The organism is Bacillus sp. TL12 (genome assembly GCF_022625245.1).
Classification (GTDB): Bacteria; Bacillota; Bacilli; order Bacillales; family Bacillaceae_G; genus Bacillus_A.
Map to the genome: position 1 here is coordinate 1 of NZ_JAJJBY010000031.1, position 25,420 is coordinate 25,420.

General features: G+C 35.5%; 46 protein-coding genes. 8 read left to right on the forward strand and 38 right to left on the reverse strand.

Annotation, left to right across the window (positions count from 1 at the left end; all coding sequences use genetic code 11):
- Positions 1-3 precede the first annotated feature (3 nt).
- From thyX to LOK41_RS21815, 27 genes are all read right to left on the reverse strand, one after another.
- Entirely contained in the window at positions 4-729 is a 726-nt protein-coding gene (thyX, locus tag LOK41_RS21685; RefSeq protein ID WP_241818238.1) for an FAD-dependent thymidylate synthase, read from the reverse strand.
- 28 nt (positions 730-757) lie between these two features.
- The gene (locus tag LOK41_RS21690) at positions 758-1,027 is read right to left on the reverse strand and encodes a hypothetical protein (protein WP_241818239.1); all 270 of its coding nucleotides are present in this window, start codon (positions 1,025-1,027) and stop codon (positions 758-760) included.
- Positions 1,028-1,030: 3 nt separating this feature from the next.
- A complete protein-coding gene (gene dut, locus LOK41_RS21695) occupies positions 1,031-1,525 on the reverse strand; it encodes a dUTP diphosphatase (protein ID WP_241818240.1) in 495 nt (164 codons plus the stop codon).
- On the reverse strand, positions 1,516-1,713 hold the full coding sequence (locus LOK41_RS21700; RefSeq protein ID WP_241818241.1) for a hypothetical protein: 198 nt from the start codon (positions 1,711-1,713) through the stop codon (positions 1,516-1,518). Before LOK41_RS21700 ends, dut begins: the two co-directional genes overlap by 10 nt.
- Before the next feature lie 12 nt (positions 1,714-1,725).
- Positions 1,726-1,962, reverse strand: a complete 237-nt coding sequence (locus LOK41_RS21705; RefSeq protein WP_241818242.1) for a glutaredoxin family protein — start codon at positions 1,960-1,962, stop codon at positions 1,726-1,728.
- 155 nt (positions 1,963-2,117) lie between these two features.
- Positions 2,118-2,321, reverse strand: a complete 204-nt coding sequence (locus tag LOK41_RS21710; protein WP_241818243.1) for a glyoxalase — start codon at positions 2,319-2,321, stop codon at positions 2,118-2,120.
- Entirely contained in the window at positions 2,318-2,599 is a 282-nt protein-coding gene (locus LOK41_RS21715; RefSeq protein WP_241818244.1) for a hypothetical protein, read from the reverse strand. The genes LOK41_RS21710 and LOK41_RS21715 overlap by 4 nt, the downstream gene beginning before the upstream one ends.
- Entirely contained in the window at positions 2,596-2,826 is a 231-nt protein-coding gene (locus LOK41_RS21720; RefSeq protein WP_241818245.1) for a YopX family protein, read from the reverse strand. Before LOK41_RS21720 ends, LOK41_RS21715 begins: the two co-directional genes overlap by 4 nt.
- A gap of 127 nt (positions 2,827-2,953) precedes the next feature.
- Entirely contained in the window at positions 2,954-3,091 is a 138-nt protein-coding gene (locus LOK41_RS21725) for a Fur-regulated basic protein FbpA (RefSeq protein ID WP_241818246.1), read from the reverse strand.
- On the reverse strand, positions 3,091-3,288 hold the full coding sequence (locus LOK41_RS21730; RefSeq protein WP_241818247.1) for a hypothetical protein: 198 nt from the start codon (positions 3,286-3,288) through the stop codon (positions 3,091-3,093). The genes LOK41_RS21725 and LOK41_RS21730 overlap by 1 nt, the downstream gene beginning before the upstream one ends.
- A gap of 15 nt (positions 3,289-3,303) precedes the next feature.
- The gene (locus LOK41_RS21735) at positions 3,304-3,768 is read right to left on the reverse strand and encodes a hypothetical protein (RefSeq protein WP_241818248.1); all 465 of its coding nucleotides are present in this window, start codon (positions 3,766-3,768) and stop codon (positions 3,304-3,306) included.
- Between the two features lie 11 nt (positions 3,769-3,779).
- A complete protein-coding gene (locus tag LOK41_RS21740; protein ID WP_241818249.1) occupies positions 3,780-4,046 on the reverse strand; it encodes a hypothetical protein in 267 nt (88 codons plus the stop codon).
- Positions 4,043-4,330 (reverse strand): helix-turn-helix domain-containing protein, encoded by a 288-nt coding sequence (locus tag LOK41_RS21745; RefSeq protein WP_241818250.1) that lies wholly within the window; start codon positions 4,328-4,330, stop codon positions 4,043-4,045. The genes LOK41_RS21740 and LOK41_RS21745 overlap by 4 nt, the downstream gene beginning before the upstream one ends.
- The gene (locus LOK41_RS21750; RefSeq protein ID WP_241818251.1) at positions 4,245-4,508 is read right to left on the reverse strand and encodes a hypothetical protein; all 264 of its coding nucleotides are present in this window, start codon (positions 4,506-4,508) and stop codon (positions 4,245-4,247) included. The genes LOK41_RS21745 and LOK41_RS21750 overlap by 86 nt, the downstream gene beginning before the upstream one ends.
- A 1-nt stretch (position 4,509) precedes the next feature.
- The gene (locus LOK41_RS21755; RefSeq protein ID WP_241818252.1) at positions 4,510-5,265 is read right to left on the reverse strand and encodes a DNA cytosine methyltransferase; all 756 of its coding nucleotides are present in this window, start codon (positions 5,263-5,265) and stop codon (positions 4,510-4,512) included.
- 15 nt (positions 5,266-5,280) lie between these two features.
- Positions 5,281-6,039, reverse strand: a complete 759-nt coding sequence (locus tag LOK41_RS21760; RefSeq protein WP_241818313.1) for an ATP-binding protein — start codon at positions 6,037-6,039, stop codon at positions 5,281-5,283.
- Positions 6,023-6,769: a DnaD domain protein gene (locus tag LOK41_RS21765; protein WP_241818253.1), complete on the reverse strand. Its 747-nt coding sequence runs from the start codon at positions 6,767-6,769 to the stop codon at positions 6,023-6,025. The genes LOK41_RS21760 and LOK41_RS21765 overlap by 17 nt, the downstream gene beginning before the upstream one ends.
- Entirely contained in the window at positions 6,770-6,994 is a 225-nt protein-coding gene (locus LOK41_RS21770; protein WP_241818254.1) for a hypothetical protein, read from the reverse strand.
- Complete coding sequence (locus LOK41_RS21775; protein WP_241818255.1) at positions 6,987-7,178, reverse strand: hypothetical protein; 192 nt, start codon at positions 7,176-7,178, stop codon at positions 6,987-6,989. The genes LOK41_RS21770 and LOK41_RS21775 overlap by 8 nt, the downstream gene beginning before the upstream one ends.
- A gap of 14 nt (positions 7,179-7,192) precedes the next feature.
- Positions 7,193-7,873 carry an ERF family protein gene (locus LOK41_RS21780; protein ID WP_241818256.1) on the reverse strand — a complete coding sequence of 227 codons (681 nt, stop codon included), beginning with the start codon at positions 7,871-7,873 and terminating at the stop codon, positions 7,193-7,195.
- Positions 7,870-8,073, reverse strand: coding sequence for a hypothetical protein (locus LOK41_RS21785; RefSeq protein WP_241818257.1), 204 nt, complete (start codon positions 8,071-8,073; stop codon positions 7,870-7,872). The genes LOK41_RS21780 and LOK41_RS21785 overlap by 4 nt, the downstream gene beginning before the upstream one ends.
- Entirely contained in the window at positions 8,070-8,246 is a 177-nt protein-coding gene (locus LOK41_RS21790) for a hypothetical protein (RefSeq protein WP_241818258.1), read from the reverse strand. The genes LOK41_RS21785 and LOK41_RS21790 overlap by 4 nt, the downstream gene beginning before the upstream one ends.
- A 1-nt stretch (position 8,247) precedes the next feature.
- Positions 8,248-8,460: a YqaI family protein gene (locus tag LOK41_RS21795; RefSeq protein ID WP_241818259.1), complete on the reverse strand. Its 213-nt coding sequence runs from the start codon at positions 8,458-8,460 to the stop codon at positions 8,248-8,250.
- A gap of 757 nt (positions 8,461-9,217) precedes the next feature.
- Positions 9,218-9,373 (reverse strand): hypothetical protein, encoded by a 156-nt coding sequence (locus LOK41_RS21800; protein WP_241818260.1) that lies wholly within the window; start codon positions 9,371-9,373, stop codon positions 9,218-9,220.
- Positions 9,374-9,522: 149 nt separating this feature from the next.
- Positions 9,523-10,326: a ParB N-terminal domain-containing protein gene (locus tag LOK41_RS21805; protein ID WP_241818261.1), complete on the reverse strand. Its 804-nt coding sequence runs from the start codon at positions 10,324-10,326 to the stop codon at positions 9,523-9,525.
- 165 nt (positions 10,327-10,491) lie between these two features.
- Positions 10,492-11,235 (reverse strand): Rha family transcriptional regulator, encoded by a 744-nt coding sequence (locus LOK41_RS21810; protein ID WP_241818262.1) that lies wholly within the window; start codon positions 11,233-11,235, stop codon positions 10,492-10,494.
- A gap of 65 nt (positions 11,236-11,300) precedes the next feature.
- Positions 11,301-11,498, reverse strand: coding sequence for a helix-turn-helix domain-containing protein (locus tag LOK41_RS21815; RefSeq protein WP_241818263.1), 198 nt, complete (start codon positions 11,496-11,498; stop codon positions 11,301-11,303).
- A gap of 222 nt (positions 11,499-11,720) precedes the next feature.
- Between LOK41_RS21815 and LOK41_RS21820 the strand changes: the two genes are divergently transcribed.
- A complete protein-coding gene (locus tag LOK41_RS21820; protein WP_241818264.1) occupies positions 11,721-12,071 on the forward strand; it encodes a helix-turn-helix domain-containing protein in 351 nt (116 codons plus the stop codon).
- A 5-nt stretch (positions 12,072-12,076) separates the two neighbouring features.
- On the opposite strand, the gene LOK41_RS21825 is transcribed toward LOK41_RS21820, so the two are convergent.
- From LOK41_RS21825 to LOK41_RS21835, 3 genes are all read right to left on the reverse strand, one after another.
- On the reverse strand, positions 12,077-12,214 hold the full coding sequence (locus LOK41_RS21825) for a hypothetical protein (protein WP_241818265.1): 138 nt from the start codon (positions 12,212-12,214) through the stop codon (positions 12,077-12,079).
- Between the two features lie 142 nt (positions 12,215-12,356).
- Positions 12,357-12,500 carry a hypothetical protein gene (locus LOK41_RS21830; RefSeq protein WP_241818317.1) on the reverse strand — a complete coding sequence of 48 codons (144 nt, stop codon included), beginning with the start codon at positions 12,498-12,500 and terminating at the stop codon, positions 12,357-12,359.
- A 5-nt stretch (positions 12,501-12,505) separates the two neighbouring features.
- Positions 12,506-13,702 carry an AimR family lysis-lysogeny pheromone receptor gene (locus tag LOK41_RS21835; RefSeq protein WP_277818725.1) on the reverse strand — a complete coding sequence of 399 codons (1,197 nt, stop codon included), beginning with the start codon at positions 13,700-13,702 and terminating at the stop codon, positions 12,506-12,508.
- A 492-nt stretch (positions 13,703-14,194) separates the two neighbouring features.
- Between LOK41_RS21835 and LOK41_RS21840 the strand changes: the two genes are divergently transcribed.
- The 3 genes from LOK41_RS21840 (at position 14,195) to LOK41_RS21850 (ending at position 17,361) form a co-directional block, all read left to right on the forward strand.
- Complete coding sequence (locus LOK41_RS21840) at positions 14,195-14,539, forward strand: helix-turn-helix domain-containing protein (RefSeq protein ID WP_241818267.1); 345 nt, start codon at positions 14,195-14,197, stop codon at positions 14,537-14,539.
- Between the two features lie 192 nt (positions 14,540-14,731).
- On the forward strand, positions 14,732-15,304 hold the full coding sequence (locus tag LOK41_RS21845) for a hypothetical protein (protein ID WP_241818268.1): 573 nt from the start codon (positions 14,732-14,734) through the stop codon (positions 15,302-15,304).
- 1,094 nt (positions 15,305-16,398) lie between these two features.
- The gene (locus LOK41_RS21850) at positions 16,399-17,361 is read left to right on the forward strand and encodes a VOC family protein (RefSeq protein ID WP_017150271.1); all 963 of its coding nucleotides are present in this window, start codon (positions 16,399-16,401) and stop codon (positions 17,359-17,361) included.
- 180 nt (positions 17,362-17,541) lie between these two features.
- Here the strand turns inward: LOK41_RS21850 and LOK41_RS21855 are convergent, their stop codons facing one another.
- Positions 17,542-17,883, reverse strand: coding sequence for an NUMOD4 domain-containing protein (locus LOK41_RS21855; RefSeq protein ID WP_241818269.1), 342 nt, complete (start codon positions 17,881-17,883; stop codon positions 17,542-17,544).
- Between the two features lie 1,624 nt (positions 17,884-19,507).
- On the opposite strand from LOK41_RS21855, the gene LOK41_RS21860 reads away from it, so the two are divergent.
- The 4 genes from LOK41_RS21860 to LOK41_RS21875 all read left to right on the forward strand — a co-directional run bounded on the left by LOK41_RS21860 (position 19,508) and on the right by LOK41_RS21875 (position 21,462).
- The gene (locus LOK41_RS21860) at positions 19,508-20,323 is read left to right on the forward strand and encodes a ParA family protein (RefSeq protein WP_241818270.1); all 816 of its coding nucleotides are present in this window, start codon (positions 19,508-19,510) and stop codon (positions 20,321-20,323) included.
- A 4-nt stretch (positions 20,324-20,327) separates the two neighbouring features.
- Entirely contained in the window at positions 20,328-20,720 is a 393-nt protein-coding gene (locus LOK41_RS21865; RefSeq protein WP_241818271.1) for a hypothetical protein, read from the forward strand.
- A gap of 108 nt (positions 20,721-20,828) precedes the next feature.
- Positions 20,829-21,179 (forward strand): hypothetical protein, encoded by a 351-nt coding sequence (locus tag LOK41_RS21870; protein ID WP_241818272.1) that lies wholly within the window; start codon positions 20,829-20,831, stop codon positions 21,177-21,179.
- Between the two features lie 25 nt (positions 21,180-21,204).
- Positions 21,205-21,462 (forward strand): hypothetical protein, encoded by a 258-nt coding sequence (locus LOK41_RS21875; protein WP_241818273.1) that lies wholly within the window; start codon positions 21,205-21,207, stop codon positions 21,460-21,462.
- A gap of 34 nt (positions 21,463-21,496) precedes the next feature.
- Here LOK41_RS21875 and LOK41_RS21880 read toward each other — a convergent pair whose 3' ends face one another.
- The 7 genes from LOK41_RS21880 to LOK41_RS21910 form a co-directional block, all read right to left on the reverse strand.
- Positions 21,497-22,090 (reverse strand): DUF3967 domain-containing protein, encoded by a 594-nt coding sequence (locus LOK41_RS21880; protein ID WP_241818274.1) that lies wholly within the window; start codon positions 22,088-22,090, stop codon positions 21,497-21,499.
- 84 nt (positions 22,091-22,174) lie between these two features.
- Positions 22,175-22,387 (reverse strand): DNA-binding protein, encoded by a 213-nt coding sequence (locus LOK41_RS21885; RefSeq protein WP_241818275.1) that lies wholly within the window; start codon positions 22,385-22,387, stop codon positions 22,175-22,177.
- Positions 22,380-22,562 carry a hypothetical protein gene (locus LOK41_RS21890; RefSeq protein WP_241818276.1) on the reverse strand — a complete coding sequence of 61 codons (183 nt, stop codon included), beginning with the start codon at positions 22,560-22,562 and terminating at the stop codon, positions 22,380-22,382. Before LOK41_RS21890 ends, LOK41_RS21885 begins: the two co-directional genes overlap by 8 nt.
- 62 nt (positions 22,563-22,624) lie before the next feature.
- Positions 22,625-22,780 (reverse strand): hypothetical protein, encoded by a 156-nt coding sequence (locus LOK41_RS21895; protein ID WP_241818277.1) that lies wholly within the window; start codon positions 22,778-22,780, stop codon positions 22,625-22,627.
- Positions 22,781-22,883: 103 nt separating this feature from the next.
- Positions 22,884-23,372 carry a hypothetical protein gene (locus tag LOK41_RS21900; RefSeq protein WP_241818278.1) on the reverse strand — a complete coding sequence of 163 codons (489 nt, stop codon included), beginning with the start codon at positions 23,370-23,372 and terminating at the stop codon, positions 22,884-22,886.
- A gap of 19 nt (positions 23,373-23,391) precedes the next feature.
- A complete protein-coding gene (locus LOK41_RS21905; protein WP_241818314.1) occupies positions 23,392-23,967 on the reverse strand; it encodes a replication-relaxation family protein in 576 nt (191 codons plus the stop codon).
- Positions 23,906-25,204, reverse strand: a complete 1,299-nt coding sequence (locus LOK41_RS21910) for an FtsK/SpoIIIE domain-containing protein (protein ID WP_241818279.1) — start codon at positions 25,202-25,204, stop codon at positions 23,906-23,908. Before LOK41_RS21910 ends, LOK41_RS21905 begins: the two co-directional genes overlap by 62 nt.
- Positions 25,205-25,420 lie beyond the last annotated feature (216 nt).

Below are 25,420 nucleotides of genomic sequence, written 5' to 3' on the forward strand. Positions count from 1 at the left end.
GTCTTACTTTTCACCTTTAAAAAATTCATCCGTCCACGGCTCAACTTTTACAACCTCTTCACGTAATCTTTCTGCTAATTCTGTGATTTCATGTTGCGCGCCTTTCCCTTTTCTACGTTTAGAATAAAAGTCTAGTAAGCTACGTAAATTAACCGTTAAGACTAAGTTAGTACAAGCTGCGTTAGGCAGGACTGAGCGAGCATCCTCTTGGGGTACTCCTAAAGCAATTAAGCAATCGTACATATCTTGTATTTCTTGCATCATCTCATAGTAACGACTATTTAACCCCTTAGCTTTCACCTTCTCAGGTACTACACATTCGAAACCTTGGGAGCGGCTATCTAAGTTAAACTTAACGTAACGTTGAGATTGTACTGAGTAAGAGAAACCTACACGGTGACGTGTCAACTGAGCAAGTAAAGCTCTGCTAACTCCTTCTACCGCGAATGTATATGTTAGGTGCTCCAAAGTACTCGTATGGCCCGAACCTATAATATGTCTAATCAACCGATCTACTTCTTTGCCTTCGCCTTCTTTCGCTTTTCTACCGAAATACTTATCTCCTTCAAGCTCCACAATCTCACTAGGTTTATTTGGTGAATAACATGTGCGAATTGCTGATAAAGCAAGCACTTGTCCATCTGTGCAATATGCACTTCCTTCAAAGATTGGTAGTGAAAAGCAAAACTCCTCAGATAACTGTGTATGCGCTAGTAACTTTACATCCATGTTTGATTTCTCCATTTCATAATAAAATTTATAAATTTGATCTTGCTTTCGCTAAACGTTCCGCAGCTTGTTGTCTCTGTTCCTCAGACATCACACGAACTTGTTTCATACTCACTTGTTTTTCTTGCAATACACCTTTTACCGCTATCAGTTGCCCGTCCTCTTCTTCTAAGGTTTGTAATTCACATAGATTACTAAGTTTTCGAATGTGTTTAGGAACAGTAGAGTAAACCATCCACTCCTTTGTACTGTTGTCAAAAACTAGAGTTGTTTCTTGTTCTTCACGAGGATATGCCATTGTTTATTTACCTCCCCTTATTCCTGTTGATCCGAAACCGCCAACACCACGTTCACTTTCTGATAGCTCGTCTACTTCCACAAAATGAGCTGTTTCTACTGGTGCTATGACACCTTGTGCAATCCTGTCACCTTTTTTAATCTCATAATTTATACTCGCACATATTCCGTGTTCATCATTGATTCCTAGCGTAATTGAGTTTCCTAGATATGATGTATCGCTGACTATAACTCCTACCTCGCCCCTAAAACCACTGTCCACTGTGCCAAGAACCACTCTTAAAAACGTTTTTCGTGAAATTCCACTGCGCGGTCTCACTTGTAATTCGTAACCTGGTGGAATCTCAAAAGCTAATCCAGTTTTGATAATTTTAGTTTCTCCAGGTTGTATCAATACATCCTCTGCTGCTACTAAATCAAAACCCGCATCTCCTGGCTTCGCATATTTAGGTAATTGTACCGATTCATTTAATCGCTTGATTTTCACTCTTAATTGCATTTACTTGCCCCTTTCCATCTCATAACTAAAGTTTGTAGTCGTTCGCTTTCTTCTGTGTGATGCTTGTAATGTGATTGCGCCATTCTCAACTGAGCTTGTAAGTTATTAACCTCGCAAAACCATTTATTCGCTTGTCCCTTTTCATGTTCCAGCGCTTGCTCATATAACTCGACATGTTCCGCCTTCATCCAAACACCCCTTTATAGTCCTAATTCGGTTGCAAACTCTCCAAATTCAAATCCTACAAGTACCTTTCCGCTCGGAAATACCGTTACTGGTGCCGCGCTATACCCGTACTTATCAAATTCCGTCTTATACTCTACTTTTTCTTCAATGTTTTTGGTTTCAAATTCTACTCCTGCTGCTTCTAATCCAAATTTCACATGCATGCAGTTGGGGCAATTGTGTTTCGTGTAAACAATAATCTTATTTGCCATTCTTATTACCTCTTTCCGCTTCTTGTTTTTTATAAAACTCTTTTACTGCTGCTTCCCAATATGTGTGCTTGCAATCTGTTACTGTCATCGTTTTTCTCCCTTCGCCTCTGCTAATAGTTGAGTAATTTCATAAACACCGTTTTGTAATTCCATCATTATTCTTCACCCTCCTCGTAATCTGCTAATAAATCTGTTAAATACATCGCTGCGCTCTCCATTACTGTGCTACGTCCTCGATGATAACCAGCAAGTCCTAAGTCACCCATTTCGAATGCTTTATCAGCCTTTTCCTTACTTTCCTTTGACCCTTCAAATAATCCGTTTGTATACGTTTCTAACGCTTTTCTTAAATTACTCATTTATCCCACTCCTTTACGTTTATACAAGGGCAATCCCAACGGTTATCAGAATCTCTAATTTCTTTTGGTACAAAAAACACAAATTGCTGTATTCCTGATCTTATCCATTCAAACGTAGGATCTAATGTATCCAATATATTTTTATGGGTATACCTCATTTCTTTAATCGTTGCGTTTCTTTTATGCATTTCTTTCCAAAAATCCAAGTACCAGTCATATCTACTTTTATTTCCTTTTGTTTTGTATCGATATAATTGCTTATATCTTCTGCATCTCATTTCTTCTCTCCATCCCCTTTTAATAGCTCTGGATTCTCAAACCTATTACCAATCACTTCTGCCCAATTTCTCATTCTAAACAAGTACCAACCACCACAACTCAGTTCCATGTATTCGTTATAGAAAACTTCGTAATTTCCATCTATATCAATTGAGCCTTGAAAAGGATGATTACTTATTTTTACTATGTCCCCTTCATAAATCTCCTTACCATTCTTGTCTTTCAATCCTGTGTATTGCATGACACCATTTTATGTAAGTAAAATTGAAATTGGCGCATACTCTTCAAATGCTAAAGAATCTCCATCAATCATTTCATTATTTTCAAAGTCCCACTTACGAAACTTAATCTCTCTACTCATTCTCCCCATCCCCTTTTATCAAATTGAACAGCTCCTGCTCACTCATCTCATAAAGCTGCCGTCCTGTATCTTCTTCCTTATAAATCCCTTTTGTTAATAACACATCGATGTAAATTTGTTTCCTGTCCATTACCTCATGCCTTTCACGTAGTCTTCCTTTAGATCTCGAATTAACATAATTTCCTGCGGCCCCACTTCATGTCCTAGTGAGTTAACCTTCCTCGCATATACTTCGCTATACATCGTCACACGCGTTACAGCGATATACTGCCCAGTTCGTTTATGTGTCCAAAATCCATGAAGCTGTGCCCGTTCCTTGTGTGTCATGGCTTGTCCTCCTAACTAGATTGCTTGTCTTCCTAACTTGGATCTATATTTCTTGTTAACTTGCTTTGTAGCTGCTAAATCCATATCCCAATTCAGCATAAGAATCCTTGTTTTAAGAGTGCTATTGTTAATCCCGTTCTTTCTTGCTTTTGCATATATTTCTTTAGGGATAATACGTTTGTTTTCATTATTTTTCTCAGCAGCTTCTTTCGCTGTCATAACAGGTTTCGTTGCTGCTTCTTCTGGATTCCAATTATGCGTTTCTACCCTAGCTCTAAATGTGATGAACGAAATTCCATTACTTTCTGCTAACTTCACGTATTTATCATGCTTTTGGCGAAATGTAACTCGTATAGGTTTCGTGATTGCTTCTTCAATCGTCCATCCTAAATCTATACGTTGATTTACATTTACCTTACTAATCCCATTTTTCTCAGCAATTTCGTATTGTTCCCATGTAGGTACTGGCTTGTATTTCATCATTTATCCTCCTAATCTAATGCCATAATTTCTTTTAAAGTTCTATCTGAAATGTAAGTATCTACAATCTGTATATTTCCGTATTTCTTCTTTGCCATTCCCTCAGCTTCGCTCTCTGTCTTCGCTTCAAACCAACGTAACTTTTGCCTTTTATCTTTATCGAAGAAATCAACCGCATACGTTGGTATGACTGGAGTCTTCGCTAGGAATCGCTCTGAAGTGCTTGTAGCTTGGTAATCAAAACTCCCTACCACATCATCAATTGTTAGCTGTTTCATGCTCCCAGCCCCATTGGACGTTTTCGTATTACATTTTTTCTTGCTAGGTCCATAATCAGTAAAGCGACTTCATCGGGATCTCTTTGTAACTTCTCACCGATTGCAAAAACACTCTCGTTGTTCTTCCATGCTTCACGTACCAGCAAAATATCATCTTCATCCCAAAGCATGTCCAACTCCTCTAACGCCACGTATAAGTTACGACGCGAGTTCTTCATGTACTTTCTTTGCTGCGCTGCTATTGTGTAATCCTCCATTTGTAAATCCGTTTCTAATCTCGCCATCCCATTTCCCCTCCATTTGTAATTGATAAGCTATTTCCAAACGTGCCATAACGTCATGACGCCTTCTATCAACTTCCTCAGTACTGCGATTCCCTGCCGAGCAAATACATGACGCAAATTGATAGCAACCGTTCCCCATATCGTTTCTGATTACTCCAGTTCCTTCACATGCACACATCTTAATTTCCCCCTTCTATCTTTGTTATCGCTTCGAATATCGGATATATCTGTTGAGGTACCACCGCGTTTCCCAGAAATCTCAATCTATCTTCGTCCAATCTTGTGGCAGTCCCATCATCCATTCCACAAACTGTGGATTGATTTTCTTCCCAATATGTTCTGGAAAGTGTTCCCCGATGGATCCCGGTAATGTTTTTCCGTGTTTCCCGTTTGCTTCTGAAGGGCACAACTCTCGAATTGGTTTGTAATTTTGGCTTGTCGTTGGAGTGGCCAACAATAAATGTCCGGTATCTTTGATGTGGCGCGCCGACACTGACAGCCAGAAATACGAATGTCCTTGTCGAGTAGTTTTCTTTTTCCAAGTCGGAGAGCACGGTGTCCAAGCCCATTGTGACGTGTCCAGCAACATTTTCTCCAACGAACCAAGTGGGTCTAAGTTCTCTAATGAGTCGGAAGACTTCTGGCCATAACCATCTTTCGTCTTCTGCACCTTTTCTATTTCCGGCCATGCTTTCTCCCTGACAAGGGTATCCGGCTGAAATAACTCCAATTGAATCAACGTCAACACCTCCATCTATTAATGATTGTTTCGTAAGTTTGTATAAATCTGGGAAAATAGGAATGTTAGGATAGTTCTTTCTGAGTACCTTCTGATTGAACTCTTCTATTTCGCAAAAGGCTGCCGTTTCAATTCCAGCCCAATCCGCTGCCATGCTTATTCCTGCTATTCCCGAACACAGATCTAACATTTTCATTTCCTATCCCCCCTTTTAAAACGGTAATGCTTTTCTTCTGAAATCCTTTGTATCTTTGAAAACTATCGCTCTAAAATTATTGAAGATACGTGATACAATCCGCTCATCGTATGCACCCTCTAAACGCTCTCCTGTAAGGTTTGTCGTGAAGATAGTAGATTTACCTTGCCTTCCATCGAAAACATCGAATAATACCCTATTAATGAAGTTTGTCGCCTTTGTATTTGCATCTAGAGCTCCAAGTTCTGCTCCTAAATCATCGACTATTAATACTTCTGCTTGTACTAAGCTTCGAATGATTGAATCCTCGGTTAAGGAGGAATCTTTATTGAACGTACTTTTGATTTTCCGTAGCAATTCGCCAACAGTGACGAAGACAACTGACTTCCCTGCTCCTGCAAGCTTGTCTGCAATGGAGTAAGCAAGATGTGTTTTCCCCGCTCCACAGTTACCTGCCATAATCGTATTGAACACCTTCTCATTGAGATAATCCGTTGCGATAACCTTTGCGAGTTCAAGATTCTTTGCCCCTTCCTCGCTTGTAGGTTCATAGTTTTCAAAGTTAGCTTTCTTAATGTTGGAATCTGCAATCATACTTTGTTGATGAAACAAGAATTTCTTTTCATTTGCTCTATCCGCGTCATATTTTGCTTGCTCTTGTTCCTGGAGCTTCTTATGTTCATTAGCAAGGAAACAGCGGGGACACATGACCTGGCCATTAAATCGCATCATATTCACTCCATGTTCTTCACAAACATCAGAATCCATAGTCATATTCACCTTTTTGGCTATATCGGTTGGTATTGCCAGTGACGCTCTCTGCATTGCTCTTCGCTCCTTTTTTACGTTGGTATTCTGCCTCTAACGATTCCACATCATTTAAAGTTTTCACGTTGTTATTAGCCCACTGTTTCAAGATCCCCTCAGCATAGTTCCATTTTTTCTGTTGTTTTAATGCACGTTCCATAGCAGCCATAACGAGTTCTTCACTTGTATCTTTAATCCACTGATCTATGCTATCTGCCATGAATGGATTTAAAATTCCGATGTTACTTTCATAGAATGAGAAGGGATTCTTACTACTACTACTTATAGTTAAATTAGTATTGTTAAGATTAGTATTGTTAGGGTTCACCTGGTGAACTCCCCCCAGTTCATCTCCTGAACCCCCCCCGTTCATTTGGTGAACTCCCCCGTTCAAATTGTGGACGTCATTTATGTAATAAACGTTGGACATATCACCTTGTTCTTTAGATGAACGTTTCTCTTTTGTTACGTAACCTATCTCAATTAGAGTATTTAATGCTTTAATTACTGTGTTTTTTGACATACCTACTTTCTTGCCGATTGTTGGTAATGAAGGAAAGCAACTTCCTGTTTCTTGGTTGAGATGTCTGCAAAGGACCATATATACAGCCATTTCTTTATGTGTAAGCCTTACATCATCCGCAACTTCGTTATCTATCATGAAAAACCCGCGTCTTCTTCTGTCTATTAATGTCATTTAGTTCACCTTCTTCATCCAACACTCGTAGCTGACATTGTCCACGTATCCGATTGTTCTAAATTCATGCTTACCTTGAAAACTTCTTCCGCTTTGTTCGTAGAATTTTCCGTTCTTATAAACTGGTTTGATTGGTGTTAAGAAATCAAAACCTCGATCTATTAAATCTTTTGTAGCTTTTAATATTTCTTTTTGTGTTCTTCTTCTCACAGGTACTTTAAACATCAACCTCACACCTTTCGCATATGGCCATTCCGTTTTTAACTTCCAAAACCTTATAACCGGGATAACGCTTTGGTATGCGATTGATATACCTGCAAGCGTTCCTCTTAATCTCTTGTTCTGATTTTTCGTCCTCATAAACCCATGCTGGGAGGACGACGTTTGATATAATTTGTTGGTTCAGCATGGGTTTTCATCTCCTTAGTGAGCTGGTTGAGTGTAATAACTTTCCCAGTTGATTAATATTCCAATGGCTTCAGATGCTTTTTTGAATTCCATGTTTTCGAATGAATCAAATTTCGCATCTTCTTTTAATTTCGTTTCAACTGTCTCTTTTGGTTGTTTAGATATCACTGATACATGCGCTATCTTTGCGTGTATCATCTTTATTTGTTTTTCCGTTGCTTTACCATTACTATTGCCATTACCGTTATTCTGTGTCTTTTTTGGAGCTTGTCCGCTATTACTTTTTGGTTTTTCACCTTTCCCATAAGTAGCACTATTACCATCATCATCTTCACCAGTATTCAAGCTAAGGAATGCTGCTAATGAGTACCGTCTTGCATATGTGATACAGCTCCCTACTGCTTGTGGATCGTTTTTTACTGGTTTCATGGTTAGTTCATCTGACTCAAGCCATTCGCCACTCTCGTGTAAGAGAAGTGTTTTTAGTGTCACATTTTGACCGTCACCACTTGGTATTTGCATAATGCTTAATCCGTGTTTAGAAAGGATTGGTCTAATTTCATCTATAATCGTGTCTAGCGTTGCGTAATTGTTTTTAAAGAAAGGATTGTCAGCATCCTTTGCTATTTTGTTAACTTCTAAATTGAACTTCACTAGTGACTTTGCTAGTTCAACAATCGATTCGCTTTTATTCACTTAGATTCAGCTCCCTCTGTCATGATTTCTAATGTCGAAAGTGTTTCTTCTATATCTGCAATGGTTAATTTCACATCTACTATGCCTTCACGAAGTGAAATCTCATGTTCTTTTAAATTTTTCAGCTTATACTCGTAATCACTTAACTTCCTTTTCTCTACTCCTAGTGACTTTTGGAGCTCCTTTATTGCTCGTTTCAAAACGGAATCACCTCTTCTTGTTGACTAACTTCATATACTTCCATAAGTGCTTGTAATCCGTATTCATAAGCCACAACCATAGATAATGCTCCTGGTTCATTACTTTGCTTGTATCGTTCTATTAAACTCATAAGAATTTGAATTTCCATTTCAATTTTGTTTTGTAGGCTCATCTCACTCGCCTGCCTTTCTCGGCATAAACCCTAGTACATCAATTAAGTATTCCAAGGCATTTTCTCGTAAAATCACACTTCCATCTGGACCGACTAAAATATCATCACCTTGTAAGATTTCTACTCCACAATCATCTTCAACTGGAACTGGTTCATACTCTTGTGGATCACTTATTCCGTAACCGTTGTGCATAAACATTGGGTTTTCTATCATTTTCCATTCCTCCTTATTTACTTGGAAGAAACAGCTATGTTATAATAGAAGTAACATTTTTTTGAGCCATTTCTTTCCCAAGAGTCGATTAGGGGTAATCGGCTCTTTTTATTTTGTTTTGATATGGTATGTTAATATTTGTCGAATTATTTTGATTTTTATTTGTTTAATTAGTAGATTTTGAGTGCTATAATTAACGTATCATTGCCAGATCACTTAAAAGCGTCTCGCCCCAACGAGGCGTTTTTCCCTGTTTTCATAGGAATTCAACTACAATTCTGTTAAAATATAGTTACCGATATGTGTTACAACTTGCCTGTGCTTCTGTACGGGCTTTTTTGATGCTAGTTTTTAACTAGCGAATGCATCTTTCTCACTCCTTTCTGATGCTATGCGCATCATCATGACCAGAAGCGCGGTGGAGGGGTGTGGGTGTCCGCTCCCGATCATGATGACAAGCACAGTGCTTGTCTTTTTTTGGTATAATAAGGTTTGTCTGGACGATTATTCTAATTGGAGCTGATAAAAATGAAATTTCAAATTTGGTGCGATTGTAATAATTTATTTTCTGTAGAAATCCCTAGATTACTAAACAAAACGAAATTACAGTGTTCGAACTGCGATAAGATTTACTCCCAAGAATTACTTGATAAATTAAAAACTGTCGGTTCAACATTAGAAGAATATTCTTCTAATACATCTAACTCCGATAATGTCGCAGTAGAAATTAACGGTTACTTACTAACTAGATAAATAATTAATTATTTCGTCCAGACTTTAATTTAAGCGCTTGCTCCAAATCACTTAATATCTCAGTCTTTGATACTTTTTTATTTATTTTCTGATCCAACATATTAACTCGTTCAATTAGTTCTTCGATAGCTGCGTTCAAGTTTTTGATTTGTTCATTCATTTCTCATTTCTCCTTTATCAGTTATTTAGCTAGAGTTATATAGTGATACTTCTCGATGACTGCCACGCTGTTATGTAACCCTTTAGCTTTTAATGTGTTTATGATTCCAATTATTTTCTCTCGTTCGTATTCATCCCGCTGCTGTTTATTCATTGATTTACATCATTTGTCCGCATTTGGATTTCTTCCTTAATATCTTCAAAAAATTCAATTTCACCTTTAGCGGTTTTATGATATTTTATTTCGTTGTCTGAACCGACGCGCAACCTTTTGTTGTAACATTCTAATATAACTTGTGTAGTCGTACTGTGTTTTGAAACCCCTCTTAATCTCTCAGCAATTAAACCTGATTTATCAAATATTCTATTTGGATCAAAAGCTTTTAAACGATATAATGTATACAAAGATCTAGCTAGAGCCCCATTATTTTCAAGAGTTGTTCTTTGAATCAATTCTTCATAAAATTCTAAGAATGATAATAAAAAATCATAATTTACAAATTTCAACTGCCCATGCTTAACTTTTGATTGCGATTCTGTAATGCTAGTCGTATTAAAAGCTAAACAACAAAGCGTTCCAACTTTTACACTGTAGTTTTTAAGCAACTTTTTCATTTTTTCGTATTCCTCAATTCCTTCTTCAGCAAAACTGTTAATAAAGTCTTCCATTGTCCATTTTGCACTTGTAGTATTGATTGAGATAATTTCTTTTTTACCAGCACCTTGTAGGATGATAAATGGAACTTTCATTTTAAGTTTCCTTGCGATTTCTAACCGGTGTTGTCCATCAATAACTTCATATTTCTCATTAACAATAATCGGAACTAAAATTCCAATTGCTTTTATTTCTTCTGCTAGTTTTAAATTCTCTTTAATTTTTCTGTTGTCTCTCTTATAAATAAAAACATCATAATTAGTTGTTTCGAAAACTTGGTTTGCAATATTAAATTCCATATTAATTTCCCCTTTTTTAGTTACATAATTTAAATTGTTCGTTGCTCTTTATTCGTTCTTTGACCACCCTGTTCTCTTATCCCAAACATCTATCCGATAAACTAAGTAACTACCCACTGAAATGATTGTTCCTAAGATTGCTAGTGATGCTGGATTATCTAGCATTTACATCGCTCCTTCCATTGGTCTTTCTGGTGGATACCATCCAGATACGAACTTCATAGCATTCTGATAATATTTGCGTGGAATCTTATCGTATTTAGCCACTCCGAAGTGTTTTTTTAACGCCCCGTATACCGCTTGATATGACGCATTGTCGTAACCTTCTTCTTTTAGTTCGAACACACGACGTTTCACTTTACGCTGTACAGCTTCTTTGTTTTGTTCTGTTAACCAAACCTCGTTATCTACAAGATGTTTTACTTTACTTAGTTCCTCATCTGTTTGTTGCTGATGTTCTTTGATTTGCTTTAATTCCTTCATACTGTGGATCACTGCGTCTTCAATACTGATTGGTTGTTGCTGTATCTTTTTAATGCGTTCTTTCATGCGATTGAATTCAGTAATGTATTTCATTTTGATTAACATAGCCTTTTGTGTTGTATAACTCATTGTTACTAGCATGAATGCATCGAAATTAAGAATGTATTTATGTTGCAATCTATTTCGGCTATCTTGATATTCAATGAGCTCAAATTTGAGCGTATTAAAATCGATGCCTAATTCTTCAATCCCTTCGCTTTCCCTCAACTCATCCAATTTAGAGATTGTTTCAAAAATATCTCGTTTCACATTTTTGTGTTCTTTATCAAACATTCGAGAAATTGATAAGCTATCTGTTACAACCTCATTGCTTTTCATAAAAACAAACTCACTAACTGGATGCTGCATAACTTTTAATTGATTCATTTCCTTTCCTCCTCGTTCACTTTTTAAGACGTCTCGTTTTGAGACTCTTTTGTCAAAAAAATAATTCAATTAATCAACTCATCGATCTTTACATCATATAAATTTGCTAACAGGGATATTCTATGTAGGTTTGGTTCGCGCTTCCCTGTTTCAACTTGAGAATAAGAATTTCTATTTGTATAACCTAATGCCTGAGCTACTTCTAATTGAGTAAACCCTTTTGAATGCCTTAGGTTTTTTATCTTTTCAGTGTTCAATTTCATTTGGTTTCACCCTTTGTTCGTTTCGTTGTTTTGAGTATAACATAGGGAGTCTCATTTTGAGAACCCCTAAATTAAAAAAACTTAAAAATTTTTATGTTCTCTGTTATTTAACTAAAAAGTGTTGTCATTTTGAGAACATTTTTGTTAAATTTAATTATAAGAGAAATTTTTATATTATTAATAAGCTTAAAATTACTAATGACTAATAAGGGGATTAAAAAGATGGATTACAAACTAATTAGTAGACGAGTAAAAGAAATAAGGACGGATATACTTAAACTTAGCCAAAGAGAATTTGCTGAAGCATTAGGAATGCAAAGTAGATCGGCGGTATCAATGTGGGAAAATGAAGAAAGTGAAAAATGCCCATCTAAAAAGATGAGCTTAGAAATTGCCAGAATATCAAATGTTTCTGTATCTTATATATTAGGTGAATCTGATGAGAAAGACCCTAATATTACAGCAAAAGATGAATTAGAAGATCTTATGTCTCAAATAAGAACAAAAAACCCAGAAAAACAAAAAGAACTTTTAGAAATAATAAGAAACCTTGTTAAAATATCAGGCGATTGATAGCTTTAGATGCTACCAATCGCTTCTTTTATTTTTAATAACATTTCATATGAAATTGAATCCCCTTTTTGTGCTACATTCACGATACCACTTAATTCTGCTTTAATTTCCATTTCTACATCCTCAACTTGTACTTTTTCCATCCCCAACATCCTCCAATATCTATAGTAGTTTGTGAATCGTGAAAAGTGGAAAGTTTTTGTCGTTTTCGTCAAAATGTTTCCACTCCCTATAAAGCAGAAATGACAGTGCCGAATTCGACACTGTCATTTTAATATATATTTATTAGCCGCCACCTGGGCCTGGATCAACCATATACTTAGATATTTGTGCTTCATTAGCTTCTCGATCTGTAAACTGGAATGCTGTCACAGAAAGACAAGCTACAGCAGCGATAGATAAAATCGCTTTGATAAGCTTTGTTTTCAAGTGTTTCACCACCTTTTATATATGCCACAATTATAACATTTCAGGGCTTCTTTTGGTAGAGATATATAGAAAAAATCACCTGATTTAGAAAAACTTTCTACGGACATTTCTAAGTATTTTTTCCCTTCTTCTCCTCCAACCGCAAGACCCATATAATACAACTGAAAACTACTAAGACAACCATTTTCATTTTGTAGAGCTTGTAAAATTTCAATAGCTTTTTGATTTTCGCCTAGCTTTACATATAAAAACGCCTTTTCAGCTTTATCTAATTCTTCTGGATTTATAGTATGTAAGTCTTTCTTGTGATGTATTCTTAAAAATGAAAGCGTATTTAAAACTTTCTTTCTTCTTATTTCTAATTTCTTATTTACTGGATCTCCAATAATTTCTAATGATTTCTCCATATATTCTTTCGCTCTTTGATAATCAGAAAAAACATAGCTTTCCCCAGCTTTACAGTACGCCACTGCTTTAGTGCTAACATAACAATTCGTTTCGTCATTTATTATTTCGAAGCATAATTCACGAGCTTTATCTAAATTATTTTCGTGTAATTCCACGAAAATATTCATTTCTTTTATTCTCAATAAAAATGAACCCCTTAAGGTATGGCATTTAATTTTTAGAATGTCAGGTAATAATTGCTGGATATGTTCATTAACCATCTTGTAATTCCCTAAATCAAAAAAAGAGTATATTGTATTTAAAACTGATAATATTACCAATTCATTGTCTGTACACTTTTGCTTTTTTCTCATTTTATCAACTTTCTCAAAGAACATCTTAGGAGTGATTGTATTTTCGCTTCTTTCCCGCAAAGTTTTGTATAATGGAACCAAGTTTAAGTTTATCCGTACAGTTTTTGAATTCCCTTTTTTCTTTTCTTTTTCGTCTTCCTTGTTTTTAGGACTCGTTATCTGTTGCATTACCATATCTTGAAGTTCATATTCCCCAAACATATCTAATACTTCTAACGCTAACTTTAAATTTTTATGTGATAAATGGGGTATCATATTTTTTATCCATCTTCTACGAAACTCAACATCATTCGGATTGTATAATCTTAGCGCGTCTACAAAATGCATGAAATCAAATTTCCCTTTTGTTTTGAAATAACCATTCACCGTAGTATGCGTTACATCAAATCGTTTAGCTAATTTCCTGTTAGTATAACCGTTTGATTTTAATTTCTCATTCATATTAGTTAACAACTCTTGCACAACATTTGTCCTCCCTTTTTGGACAAAAAGACACGTAAACCCCAGTTTCTTACATATAAAGGAAAACGTGTCACTCTCACTCTAAGTTGTGTTATAATAGTTATGCACAAGATCCGCGACAATGTTCCCTAGACTGGTTAGGGGGCAGTGTAAGAGTGCGACCAACACTACTTACACCGTGGGTCTTTTTTCACGTCCGTTTTTTTGTTGTTTTCATAATAACACAAATTTCCCAAAATTCGGTCATGTAGTTATCAGATAAATCTTGAGAAAGTTAGGAAAACGCCATAGTACAACGTTTTCCTTGTGAAAAAATCTTATAAAAAAATAACTCATATGCATATTTTACCACCAAACAAACGTTTGTTCTACACGAATATTCAATTTCATTTAAACCTAACTTTTTATCTCATTTTGTTAGTATATCTGACTTTTGTGGTATATAGATGGTTGAATAACTATACTCGAATTATGAGAACATTAGGACAAACTATTAAATATTTTAGAAAAAAGTTGGGTTTAACCCAAGAAGAGTTTGCTGAGAAGTACGGATTTAGTCATGGACAGATAAAGCATTGGGAAACAGACAGACATCAGCCGGATGTCGGAAGTATTAAAACTCTCGCTTCAATTTTCCGTATCTCAACAGACACCCTTCTCAACTTCGAGAATGAACAAGATGATGCATTGCTCGCTTTACTACTTAGTGACGTCAAAAAAGCTTATGAGGAGCTTGACGGACGTCAGAAAGGGCGTTTCGCAAAGCAAGTTTCATTGTATGTGAAAATGTTGCAAAACAACAAAGACATATTGTGATTTGATTTCATTTTAGAAGAAATCTTTTCCATTATCTAGTGGTAAAATTTTACATAATATTACCAATTATGGCAGGGGAGCAATTTGCTCCCTTTTTTATTTCATTCGACAGAACATGACAAAATAGTTGTAACTACATCTGTTATGATAGTTTCGGAAATCTTACATTTGAGTACTGGAGGAAACAAAATAATGAGTAAAAAACTATTAACTGTATTTGCATGTAGCGCTTTACTTATGGGGTTAACGGCATGTGGATCAGAAGAAAAAGCATCGTCTGAACAAAAGACAACTGAACCGACTTACCAAAAAGAAAAAGAACTACCTAAGAAAAACATCGCTTTGAAAGATATGACTACAGATAAATATCTACAAAACTACAATAAAATAAAAGATGAGTTAGCTAGTCAAGGGATTCAAGTGCTACCTTTTAATCTTGAACTTGAAGAAAGCACTAAAACTCATCGTTTCTATTACACAAAGGCAGAAGACAATACAACAGAAGCTAAATGGGTTAGTGTGAATTTAAGAAGAGATGGTAAAACAATTGACAGTATGTTATACAATGGAGCGCCAGACCTTAATACCATTAAAGCTATGATAAAAGCTACAGGAGTAACATGGTCAGACAAACTAGATAAAATGGTTGAAGGGAAAGAATCCAATAAAGATAGTGAAAATATAGTAGTTGATGCTGTAAGAATATCTATTTCCGGAAGTCCTACCAATATCAATGTTTCAATCGATGCACCACCAAGTATTTAACTTAATTAACATCTAGTTAGGGGAAAGTGTCTTTTTTCTCAATGAACAATATAGATAAATATGGTAAAATGTAATTGGATGGGAGTCCAATACATATTATTAAAAGTAGAGTGGTTCAAGTCGGAGGAAGGCACCTTAGGGTGTCTTTTCTTTATATTCAAAATTGCATAAAAACAATAAAGCATATATAATAGATTAGCACTATTATTTCATGTATTATGTCAAAACCTTAGAGAAATATGAATAACCAACTAAAGATAGGCACTCAATGAGTGTCTTTTCTTTATGAAAAAATCCCCACACCATGTGCATTAGTTCTATTTTTTAATATAGTAATAGTGAAAAATATCTATACTAAACTTTGGGAATGTTTTGCATAAATATTATCAATTTACTGTATATTTCGTTAATGTTAAGATTTAAGTGTACTATGTTTGAACCATGTCCCCTAAAACAAGGTTTGAATAGTCATCTCAATACGCGAGAACAAACAGAGAAAAGGCACCTAAAGGTGCTTTTTCTTTATGAAAAAATCCCCACAAAAAATGCAGAGATTACATCAAATCTTCTATCATAGGGTCATCCTCATAACAAAGAGAACCATCAATTTTCTTCTTACAATCATCACAATAATCCCAAGTTCCAGTACCATCCCAATCAGAATAAACGCCGCTACTATCCTTACAACTACAATAATCTTCTTCTATATGGGATCACCATATCAAAAAAAGAAAATTGTACGTTTAGACACATTTTAACCGACTTCTGTACGTATAGATAGGTGTACGGTCAGCAAATTGGAAAATAACTACGTTAAACAAAATTTAGCATAATTTGATGTGAAAATTATCCCTTTAAGAACATTTTGATACACCACAAAATCATTTGTGTTGCATTAGAAAATGCAAAATTCATTTACAGCTCTAACACAAGTTATGCAAAATATAATGTTTTGAATGCAACGCAATTAAAAATCCTTTAGCGTGGTAAATTTCTAAAATGCTGATGATACTCCTGTTTGCAAGAACAAACCTCTTAATTTCCTGTGAGTAACAATAAAAAATAAATTCCAAACATAAGGAAGGAGTGGTGCTATGAAATCTGAAATCAAGCATATTCATCATGTAGGACATGTTGTAACAGATATGAGAGTTGCACTGGATCTGTACCGAAAGCTGGGTTTCATATGTCCTCCGCCAGCCTATCCGACGATAGCTGAAAAGGAAGACGAAGTGCCTAAACCATTGGGTGCAGCAAATACACATGCTACATTTCTCCATAATTTTATCGAAATCGTTACTATAGTGGAAAATGGAGAACGGATTCCTCAAGATGCGAACTTTGTGCCTCTTCAGGCTCCACCAACTGTACTTCCTCGAATTCTCGAAAATATCAGACGCACTGTTAATACTATTTCTAATTCCCTATCAAGATTCGAAGGAACACACATCTTGTGTTTTTGTACATCTAATGCGAAGGATTCTGCAGTTCAGTTCAATCAAGACGGTGTTGGGCATAGTGGTGTTAATGCTGTGCAACGTCCTATAGAGACAGAAGCCGGAACACAAATAGTCCCTTTGAACTATATAGAAATTGATCGGGAAGATGTGCCTGAAGGTCGTTTGGCTATCGCTGAGAATCCACCTCTAGAGATTTTGCAAACACAAGCCCATATGAATCATCCGAATGGAGCGATTGAGCTTGTTGAAGTAATTCTTTGTGTTGCTGATCCTGAGCTTGATGACTTCATCAAACGTTATCAGCGCTATCTAGGTCGTGATGCACAAACAAAAGGTGTGACAAGCATTTTTGACCTTAATGGTGCGTATCTAACGATTGTTCCTGAATCTCGACTGAACGATATTTTGCCAGGTGAAGTGACGCCTTCTTTGCCAGGATTTATAGGATATGCAGTTGCAGTACATGATATCTCGGCTACACGTAAATTTATCGAAAGAAATGGGTTCCCAGTGGTGGAAACAGCTGAGGGAGATATTTTCGTACCAGCTTTTGCATCACTTGGCACTGCTATAATCTTTAGACAAAATAGAGGATAGAGAAACCAGCCCCGAGAAAAAGATTTGAAAGAAAAATGAATTTAAACAACCGACTGCTTAACGTACAGGGAATCGGCTAAAATGGTTCCAAATTGTGTCTAAACGTACAATTTTCTTTTTTTGATATGGTGACCCCTATATACATAAAGCAATCACCTCAATAAATGTAATTTTTCGAAACTATTTTTTCACTTTCTGTATAAATCTTGTTATTAACGAATCAATGTTTTTCTTCATTACTTTACCATTTTTAGTTAAGAAAACAAATTGAGTGTTAGCATTCTGTACTCTTGTTATATTATAATATCTATTTCCTCTTAATTCCCTAACAGTTCCCTTATTACTAATATCATATTGTTTATCGTAACCAATAATTGGATACCATCTATCACCGTGTGATTTATCACTACACTCTTTACATAAATAACTTCTCTCTTCTCTGCCACTTCTGAATTTAGTGAATCTATAAAGGTAAAAATCATCTTCTTCTTTTTCTACTTTACACCACCAACAACATTCCAAAAGAACCACCTCTATTTTCCATAAATTTTAATTTATAAAATATGATAACATCCTGATATCAATTTTTGTTGACGAAAATATAAAGTTGTTCAAATAAATTTCACGTACTATACCCGTTGTATAAAACCAGATTCCGCAATAAGGCCTATTCTACCATTCGTCCCATTATCCTCTAACCAAGTAAGTTATAATTCCCTTATTTATTCCTCTATCTTAGTGAGTCATTCCCCCAAGAGTTAAACACTCTCAAGTTTTTCATCTTTTCTTCGTAATTAAGCTTGACTGAAGATCTTAAGGGTTTTTATCATGTGGGAACGATTATGGAATACGGCTGGAAGGCAGATTTATCCCCTACTTTGAAAGATCACAAAAAAGTAATCAATCAAAATAGATGGATAAGCGTCTTGTTTTCGCCATGCGGTCACTTATAAGGTATCCGTATGTATAGACCCTGTTCACTCAGCGATTTTCACCGCATACACCCTTTTTCTATGGCTTGTCCTTGTAATATCGTCCCTACACGACAAACTGAATGTACTCCCTAGCACCGTAATGCTAACGATAACCACCCGAACCTTTTAGAGAATCGTCCCTAGGTAAGTTCTCACCTTCCCTCACCAGAAGAACAGGATTTCGATGAGGGGTGCTGTTTTTGTAGGCGTATACTCTGTACCCCCTGCACGACCAACAGCTAGCCACGCCGTAACACGTTCCCCCTATATGTATAGCAGCACGGAATTACGGCTTATCAGTTTTTATTAACGTGGTTTCAGGCAATTCCACGCGAACAAAAAACAAAAAAGGCATCTCCAATACCTAAATGACCTGTACATTCACAAGACTTCTAGGTTTAGAGATGCCCTATATATATCTTTTGACTACAAAAAATACAATTCTAGCATTTACTAGTTGAATTTTAGTCAAATCATAGATAAAATGGGTATATCAAAGAAGCCTCGTGAAAAGGCATAGTTGTTTAAGGATAGTGGTGGTACACTACTTAAACGTTAACACTGTCGGTTAATACAGTTCATTTCTAGCCAAGTGGTGGTACACTAGCTAGAACAAGTCATTCCCGCTAAAGGTTGGTAGCCGTTAGCATATGGGAGTGGCTTTTTGTTTTTTGTTCATATTCAATTGTTTTTAATTTTGCTCGTTTGATTTTCACGATCTTTGTTTATGTAAAATATCAAATTCTGTTTTGTTTTGTAGATTTATGTTTGTTGTTTATTACGTTACAACAAGCTTTTTTGTTTGTAAATACCTCTATGAGCCTGTTACATTCCCCTCTATATAAAATTCTAATTTCATTTTTATACTTTTATAAATTTATACTTTTATAAAAATCTAGTTTTTCAAAAATAGAATGATAGTTTTTTTATACTTTTATATTTTTATAAAATTATAAAAGTATATTTTTATAAAAAATACGCTAATAAAGCTTGATAATATAGCATTTTGAAAAAAGGTTTTAAAAACTATCATCCATTTACAGCTTAATTTTAAACTTTTTATAAAAATATAAAATTATAAATTTATACTTTACCGTTGGTTTGTTGTGTTATAAAATCAAATTATAAATTTATAAAAGTATAAAAAAACTTTTTTTACGAGGTGACGGAAAATGTGCAAGGTTATCACAACTGGGAACTTCAAAGGTGGAGTTGGAAAGACTACCAACGCTGTAATGCTAGCTTATACTTTCGCAAAATATGGAAAGAAAACCTTATTAGTAGATTTAGACCCACAAGCAAATGCAACTGATTTATTATTCAACACGATGAAAAAAGTCCATTCAATTGAACCGGAATTCAAAAGAACATTAGCTATGGCTCTTATAGATGCAAACTTACAAAGTGCTTTGATTAATGTGCTTCCTAACTTAGACTTGCTTCCTTCTTACGAGGATTTACAAACATATGAGAAGTTCCTATTCAGAAATTTTGAGGATGATTTCTCACAAGATACTTATTTCGCAAAACAATTAAGTACAATCAAAGAAAATTACGATTACATATTTATTGATGTGCCGCCACAATTAAATAAATTTGCAGACAGCGCCTTAGTCGCTAGTGACTATGTAATGGTTATTTTGCAAACACAAGAACGGTCATTAAAAGGTGCTAAAAAATATATTGAACATGTTTTTTCACTAGCAGATGATTATGAACTACCATTAGAAATTGTTGGAGCGTTGCCTGTATTAATGCAAAACGGCAATGAGATTGATAAGGATATCCTACAGGAAGCAGAAGAAAGTTTCGGGAAAGCGAATGTATTCAACAATATCATTAAACAAATGGCTCGTTTAAAAAGATTTGATAGAACAGGAATCACTTATAATATAAAAGATGTACATGATAAAAACGTTCATACTGTATATCAAAACATTGCCGGGGAACTTGAAAATAGAATTAGTATTTTGGAAGGAATGAAATAATCAGATGACTAACAATCCGGGTAAGGGAGAATTAGAAATAAACAAAGAAGAACTTGGTTTTAGAAAACAACATCAAGAAAGAAAGAAAAAAACTGAAGCTTCTATCACAGTTACACCAGAGAGCAAAGAAGAGCAAAAACGCAGCTTCCCTGAAAGTGATAAACTTTTCGAAAAACCTAAGAGAAAACTCACTACAAAAGAGTTACCAAAATCTTTCCGTGTTTCATTAGAAACACACACAGCGATATCAACACTTGCTACAATTGAAGATATGAAAATTTACGAAGTAATAAATATGTTAATCGAAGAAAAAGTCGCTTCATTGCCTACGCCAAAACAAAAGTTAGTAAGAAACGCTGTAAAACAAGTGCTTGAAGTAAAGAAAAGTCAAGAATAGGTATAAAGTACAACTTTATGCCTATCTACATAAACGCATTTATAATTTTATAAATTTATAAAATTATAAAATTATAAAATTATAAAAACTAAATCAGGAGTGGTCATTTTGGAAAGTAAAAGTAAATCTTTTGTAGTAACCGTGACACCTATTATCGAAAGTTCAGATTTACCTATGCAAAGCGATCAAACTAACACGAAAAAGGAAATACAAACCTCAGAGAAGCCAGATCAACGTTTAGTCCCATCTAAAACAGCTAAAATTTCACCTGCTGTTTTGTTAAAGTTAAATACCCTTAAGCCGTTTATTCAGGAACAAGAAGGTATGGATAAAACATCAATTAACAACATTATTGATATGTTGATTGGACACTATATAGATGCCAACTTAAAAGATCGGCATTCTGAAGCATATAAAGATATGTACAAGCGTCTTTATGAAGTATTAGATAATAAATAAAACCTTTTAAATAGGAGTGGTCATTTTGGATAAAAAATACTTGGTGACTGTAACACCTGTTCTAGATGATTCTAAGCCACAAAAAATGAATTCATTGTCAGCAGCAGATAGAAAAAATATAAAAGTATCACCAGAAACACTTGATAAAATAAAAACCATTTGCACAATGAAAGACATAAAAAATTATGAACTTATTGATAAAATATTAGATTACTACATTGATAATAAATTGAATGCACATGAGCAGAACATCCTAAATGACATAGTTTCTGATAAAAAATAAGCCCTACATATGTAGGGTCTTTTTCATATTGCTCTCACCAAAACCGCCACCGCGGCTTTTTCTTCTCTCTTGCAGCAGCAACTTCTTCCCGATATTCCTTCATTAATTTCTTCGTTTCCTGAATCTCCCGCAATGTTTTCATGAGGTTCTCGTCTCGTTCTTCTAATCGTTTTTCAACTCGTTCGTTGTGCGCTTCTATGCTTGCTTTAATTTCCTCATTGCTCTGCTTAGCCTGCTCACTCAATCGTTCTTCCATCGCTAACATACTCTGATTCATTTCTTGCGCCATAACGCTGTATTGTTGCTGTAATTGTTGTTGAATATGAAATGGAATTAAGTCTGTTTCCTGCGGCTTCTCATTATTAATGATATCTGGATTGATACTTTCTAGTTGCTGTGCAATCATCTTCGCAGCCTTCTCTAGCGTCATACCGTCATGTTTGTTAAGCTCAATCAGCTTCTCAATCACCATAACATCATGCTCTGTATATTCTCTTCGGCCACGCTTATCCTTTTTGACTGTATATCCCTCTCGTTGCAACACTTCCATGTACTTTCTGAGCGTACTATCACTTATTTCTAGCCTTTTGTATACTTCACTAGCAGAATAAACAATCTCGTCCGTCATAGCGTCACAACACCTCCTAATGAGAGTATTCCATGAGGTTTTATAAATTCCTGCAAAGAAAAAAGCCCTCGAATTACAGGGCTTCTACTTTCTCATTTGCTCTTTACTTTTTAAAACATCCTCTTTAAAAAATAGTCGATCTCGAACCATTTCTTTGATTGGTGTTATTTTTTCTTTCTTTATCATTAAGTTTAAATTCTGCCTTGTACATCCCAGGATATCCAAGGCTTCAGATGTGTTCAAGATCTCATCATTAATAAACTGAATCAATTCTTCTTTTGTTTCAAATTTATACATCTTTTTTCTCCTTGATAAAAGTAGTTATTAAGTTAAAAATCATCGCTGCAAACGCCAGTGTACAAAGTGTAATGTAAATATAATCTAATGTTCGTAAGCTGTTATAATCAATCTGATATAAAATGAATCCTAAAACCACAACAATCGGTAAGTTACTAAAAATGATTTTTTTCATAAGATACAGTGGAATGTGTTATAATAATCTTAGGTACTAGGGAGGTTTCCCTCCCCAGTGATTTAGTTTTCGGAGTCGTCTTCTTGGTGGGAGCGACTCTTTTCTTTTTCTTCCTTGATTTTGTAGTAAATATCTAAGGTGTTTTTAATTCCGGAAGATAGTTGTGAGTAAATGGTTACGAATGCTGTTATGGAACCTAAGATTACTACCCAATCCACTTTGTTCACCTCCTTTTCTTTATACTCTTATTATACACTGTTAATTGACTTAAGTCAATTAAATTCATGAATTAATTGGTATTTTTGTTATTTTTGTTATTTTTTATATTGCTTTCGCTATTTCTACAAGCAGCCTCATAAACAGCGGTATCATTTGGACTACTATATAGCCGATTCCCGCGCGTGAAATCAAGCTAAATCCACGTTCTTGGCTTCCTACCATAATGAACAAGCCACCACATAAAGCCACAACAGATGCAATTGGATACGACACTGCTTTGATTAAAAAGATAACTGGTTCAAATGCATTTACAATTCTGTTGTACAGTTGACCATCTATATAATTCTTTATCTTCCCATCATTTGATTGAACATCTTTAAATACTTCGTTCACATCACTTCCGGGTTCAGCTGCAAAACCATGAGGTATATCTATAACGTTACTGAATATAATAGCACTACCGATTACTAATGATACACGCACTGCGATAGGTGCGTATTTTTTTGCTTTCTTTTTGAACAAGCTCCATTTTTTCTTCGCTCCATAATTTCCGCTCATAAAGTCCTGTATGCTCATTGTCTCAGTTGCCATATGGACCATCCCCCTGTTTTTAATGGAAATCAGTAACCGTAAATATGTTGCAATCTAATCCCTCGCACAGCTTTTTTAATTGATTCCTGCGGTATTCGGTTGTTGTATACCAAGTGAATTGAGGTAGTTTATCAAACACATTACAGTCAATTAACTTTCTATATTTCTGCATCTTCACACGATTTGCACTCATTTTCTGCTCATGATCTATCTCTACAATGTGATACCTTCCATCATCGTTAAATAAAGCATCTGCAATTATAGAAACAACTCCCTTCACATTCATTTTCACTTCTTGTTTCCATGAAGCAGGACAGTTATAGGCGATATAAATATCATTTCTCATGATATAGTGCCGGAATTGATTAGAACGCTTCAAAACCTTCTTACTCCCAATACGCTCACGACCTTCTTTGTTGAGATAATAAACTTTTTCTGAATCTCTAAAGCTAGATACATATTCTTCAAGCTCCTTCATAACACGTGAAGCGTTTCTGTCTCCGCCAAGATTGTGCAACACTTGTATTTGCTTCCTAGTCAAGAATCCCAATTTCCTCAAGCTCGAGAGAATATTGTCCGTTCTTGTTTCCTTCATCGCTAGTTTTTGCATCTTCATGCTCCTTTCTCGCTCTAATATTGACGTGTGGCTTTATAATGATATCTATTTGCTTGTTATCGATATAAACAGTTTGTAAGACCTTCTTTTCATTGGTTTGGTATATAGCTCTTCCCTTTATGTTGGGAAGACACTCTGCGCCGCCCTCATCCAATACGGCACGGCTCCCTGCTTCCGTTTGTAATCTAAAGCAAACACGAGCACCAATGTTTTGTCGTAGTTGTGATGGTAAGGCTTCATTCGTCGGATATTGAGTCGAATATAGCAACCTCATCCCTGCTGCTCTCCCTCGTCTTCCTATATCAACAATGATGTCCCTGCACTCTTGGTATGGCGTCATGTCGGCAGCTTCATCTACAATGACAAAGTATCGCGTCGGATCCTCCGCTTCTTTTATATCTTCGTATCCGTTTTCTAGTAAGTATTCGTTTCTTTCATTCAGTTTGTTTTGCAATTCTCTTAGAGTCTCAAGGGCTTCCTCGGGGTTCTTCGCAATTGATTCGACTTGATTTAAGAATCGGTACCGGTTAAAAGATAGACCACCCTTCAAATCAATAAGGAATAGCTTTGTATTCTCCGGTTGGTTGCGTACAAGAGATGTAATAATAAGCTTGAGTACATTCGATTTCCCCATGTCTGTCATCCCTGCTGAGATCATGTGTGCAATCTTATCGAAGTCGTGTTTTACTAATCCATCTCTTGTAAAACCAATTGGCACTTCCCATCCTCTACACTGCTTTATTATTTCTTCCTCAAATTTCACAAAATCAGGAATTCCTTTCTCATAAACTCGTATTTTTAACAAACCATCGTAGGACAGCTCTATTTCCTTTCTAACGCATTTCTTCTTGTTTATGATGTTTCGTATTTGTTTTAAGAAATCTTTTCTAAAACGAAAAGTTTTGAAGTCTGATAGCTTGAAATCGTAGACTTTGCTCTTATGATTCAGTCCGTCCTCTAAATGCTGCATCTTTTGTTCGAAATCGGAGAAGCTAAGGCCCAAGGGAATCCTATACGCATATTCCACGCCCCAATCATTTCTTGTTTTACGAAGCAGTTGTATTGTTCTGGTATCTTTCCCCTCTTTCACTCGTAAACCACAATTAGCACAAATCCTTTGAATCTTAGAGGCATCATTTGTTGCTCCTTTTTGGTGCATTTTTGAGAATAGAATTACACCACCGACCGCAGCTGAACTTACTAACTCAAATATCAAAGGTCTGCACCACCCCTCAAGTATGTTTTGGTAAAAACAGTCCCTGTAGATTAGAAGAGAGAATAATAGCTATGAATCATTGAAAATAGTAACCTCGCAATGTCCGAAGCATCATTCTGTGAAAGAATTCTATTTCGAATAGGCGAAACGAAGTTTTATAAGGCTATCAAATTAGAACGATGAATCGTAATTTGTTTGGTATGGTAAAAGGTATTC

Bases quoted from the DNA above. Each gene is read 5' to 3' on its own strand.
- thyX (WP_241818238.1), bottom strand. From the start codon at position 729: ATGGATGTAAAGTTACTAGCGCATACACAGTTATCTGAGGAGTTTTGC.
- LOK41_RS21820 (WP_241818264.1), top strand. From the start codon at position 11,721: ATGGATTACAAACTAATTAGTAGACGAGTAAAAGAAATAAGGACGGAT.
- LOK41_RS21825 (WP_241818265.1), bottom strand. From the start codon at position 12,214: ATGGAAAAAGTACAAGTTGAGGATGTAGAAATGGAAATTAAAGCAGAA.
- LOK41_RS21850 (WP_017150271.1), top strand. From the start codon at position 16,399: ATGAAATCTGAAATCAAGCATATTCATCATGTAGGACATGTTGTAACA.
- LOK41_RS21725 (WP_241818246.1), bottom strand. From the start codon at position 3,091: ATGGACAGGAAACAAATTTACATCGATGTGTTATTAACAAAAGGGATT.
- LOK41_RS21905 (WP_241818314.1), bottom strand. From the start codon at position 23,967: ATGAAGGAAACAAGAACGGACAATATTCTCTCGAGCTTGAGGAAATTG.
- LOK41_RS21735 (WP_241818248.1), bottom strand. From the start codon at position 3,768: ATGAAATACAAGCCAGTACCTACATGGGAACAATACGAAATTGCTGAG.
- LOK41_RS21865 (WP_241818271.1), top strand. From the start codon at position 20,328: ATGACTAACAATCCGGGTAAGGGAGAATTAGAAATAAACAAAGAAGAA.
- LOK41_RS21765 (WP_241818253.1), bottom strand. From the start codon at position 6,769: ATGACATTAATAGACAGAAGAAGACGCGGGTTTTTCATGATAGATAAC.
- LOK41_RS21845 (WP_241818268.1), top strand. From the start codon at position 14,732: ATGAGTAAAAAACTATTAACTGTATTTGCATGTAGCGCTTTACTTATG.
- LOK41_RS21805 (WP_241818261.1), bottom strand. From the start codon at position 10,326: ATGGAATTTAATATTGCAAACCAAGTTTTCGAAACAACTAATTATGAT.
- LOK41_RS21860 (WP_241818270.1), top strand. From the start codon at position 19,508: ATGTGCAAGGTTATCACAACTGGGAACTTCAAAGGTGGAGTTGGAAAG.
- LOK41_RS21775 (WP_241818255.1), bottom strand. From the start codon at position 7,178: ATGCTGAACCAACAAATTATATCAAACGTCGTCCTCCCAGCATGGGTT.
- LOK41_RS21745 (WP_241818250.1), bottom strand. From the start codon at position 4,330: ATGGCGAGATTAGAAACGGATTTACAAATGGAGGATTACACAATAGCA.
- LOK41_RS21750 (WP_241818251.1), bottom strand. From the start codon at position 4,508: ATGTGTGCATGTGAAGGAACTGGAGTAATCAGAAACGATATGGGGAAC.
- LOK41_RS21710 (WP_241818243.1), bottom strand. From the start codon at position 2,321: ATGAGTAATTTAAGAAAAGCGTTAGAAACGTATACAAACGGATTATTT.
- LOK41_RS21880 (WP_241818274.1), bottom strand. From the start codon at position 22,090: ATGACGGACGAGATTGTTTATTCTGCTAGTGAAGTATACAAAAGGCTA.
- LOK41_RS21740 (WP_241818249.1), bottom strand. From the start codon at position 4,046: ATGAAACAGCTAACAATTGATGATGTGGTAGGGAGTTTTGATTACCAA.
- LOK41_RS21690 (WP_241818239.1), bottom strand. From the start codon at position 1,027: ATGGCATATCCTCGTGAAGAACAAGAAACAACTCTAGTTTTTGACAAC.
- LOK41_RS21755 (WP_241818252.1), bottom strand. From the start codon at position 5,265: ATGAAAATGTTAGATCTGTGTTCGGGAATAGCAGGAATAAGCATGGCA.
- LOK41_RS21790 (WP_241818258.1), bottom strand. From the start codon at position 8,246: ATGAGCCTACAAAACAAAATTGAAATGGAAATTCAAATTCTTATGAGT.
- LOK41_RS21835 (WP_277818725.1), bottom strand. From the start codon at position 13,702: ATGAATGAGAAATTAAAATCAAACGGTTATACTAACAGGAAATTAGCT.
- LOK41_RS21800 (WP_241818260.1), bottom strand. From the start codon at position 9,373: ATGAATGAACAAATCAAAAACTTGAACGCAGCTATCGAAGAACTAATT.
- LOK41_RS21900 (WP_241818278.1), bottom strand. From the start codon at position 23,372: ATGGCAACTGAGACAATGAGCATACAGGACTTTATGAGCGGAAATTAT.
- LOK41_RS21840 (WP_241818267.1), top strand. From the start codon at position 14,195: ATGAGAACATTAGGACAAACTATTAAATATTTTAGAAAAAAGTTGGGT.
- LOK41_RS21810 (WP_241818262.1), bottom strand. From the start codon at position 11,235: ATGAATCAATTAAAAGTTATGCAGCATCCAGTTAGTGAGTTTGTTTTT.
- LOK41_RS21715 (WP_241818244.1), bottom strand. From the start codon at position 2,599: ATGAGATGCAGAAGATATAAGCAATTATATCGATACAAAACAAAAGGA.
- LOK41_RS21815 (WP_241818263.1), bottom strand. From the start codon at position 11,498: ATGAAATTGAACACTGAAAAGATAAAAAACCTAAGGCATTCAAAAGGG.
- LOK41_RS21885 (WP_241818275.1), bottom strand. From the start codon at position 22,387: ATGTATAAATTTGAAACAAAAGAAGAATTGATTCAGTTTATTAATGAT.
- LOK41_RS21795 (WP_241818259.1), bottom strand. From the start codon at position 8,460: ATGATAGAAAACCCAATGTTTATGCACAACGGTTACGGAATAAGTGAT.
- LOK41_RS21705 (WP_241818242.1), bottom strand. From the start codon at position 1,962: ATGGCAAATAAGATTATTGTTTACACGAAACACAATTGCCCCAACTGC.
- LOK41_RS21770 (WP_241818254.1), bottom strand. From the start codon at position 6,994: ATGTTTAAAGTACCTGTGAGAAGAAGAACACAAAAAGAAATATTAAAA.
- LOK41_RS21730 (WP_241818247.1), bottom strand. From the start codon at position 3,288: ATGACACACAAGGAACGGGCACAGCTTCATGGATTTTGGACACATAAA.
- LOK41_RS21700 (WP_241818241.1), bottom strand. From the start codon at position 1,713: ATGAAGGCGGAACATGTCGAGTTATATGAGCAAGCGCTGGAACATGAA.
- dut (WP_241818240.1), bottom strand. From the start codon at position 1,525: ATGCAATTAAGAGTGAAAATCAAGCGATTAAATGAATCGGTACAATTA.
- LOK41_RS21760 (WP_241818313.1), bottom strand. From the start codon at position 6,039: ATGACTATGGATTCTGATGTTTGTGAAGAACATGGAGTGAATATGATG.
- LOK41_RS21890 (WP_241818276.1), bottom strand. From the start codon at position 22,562: ATGAAAAAAATCATTTTTAGTAACTTACCGATTGTTGTGGTTTTAGGA.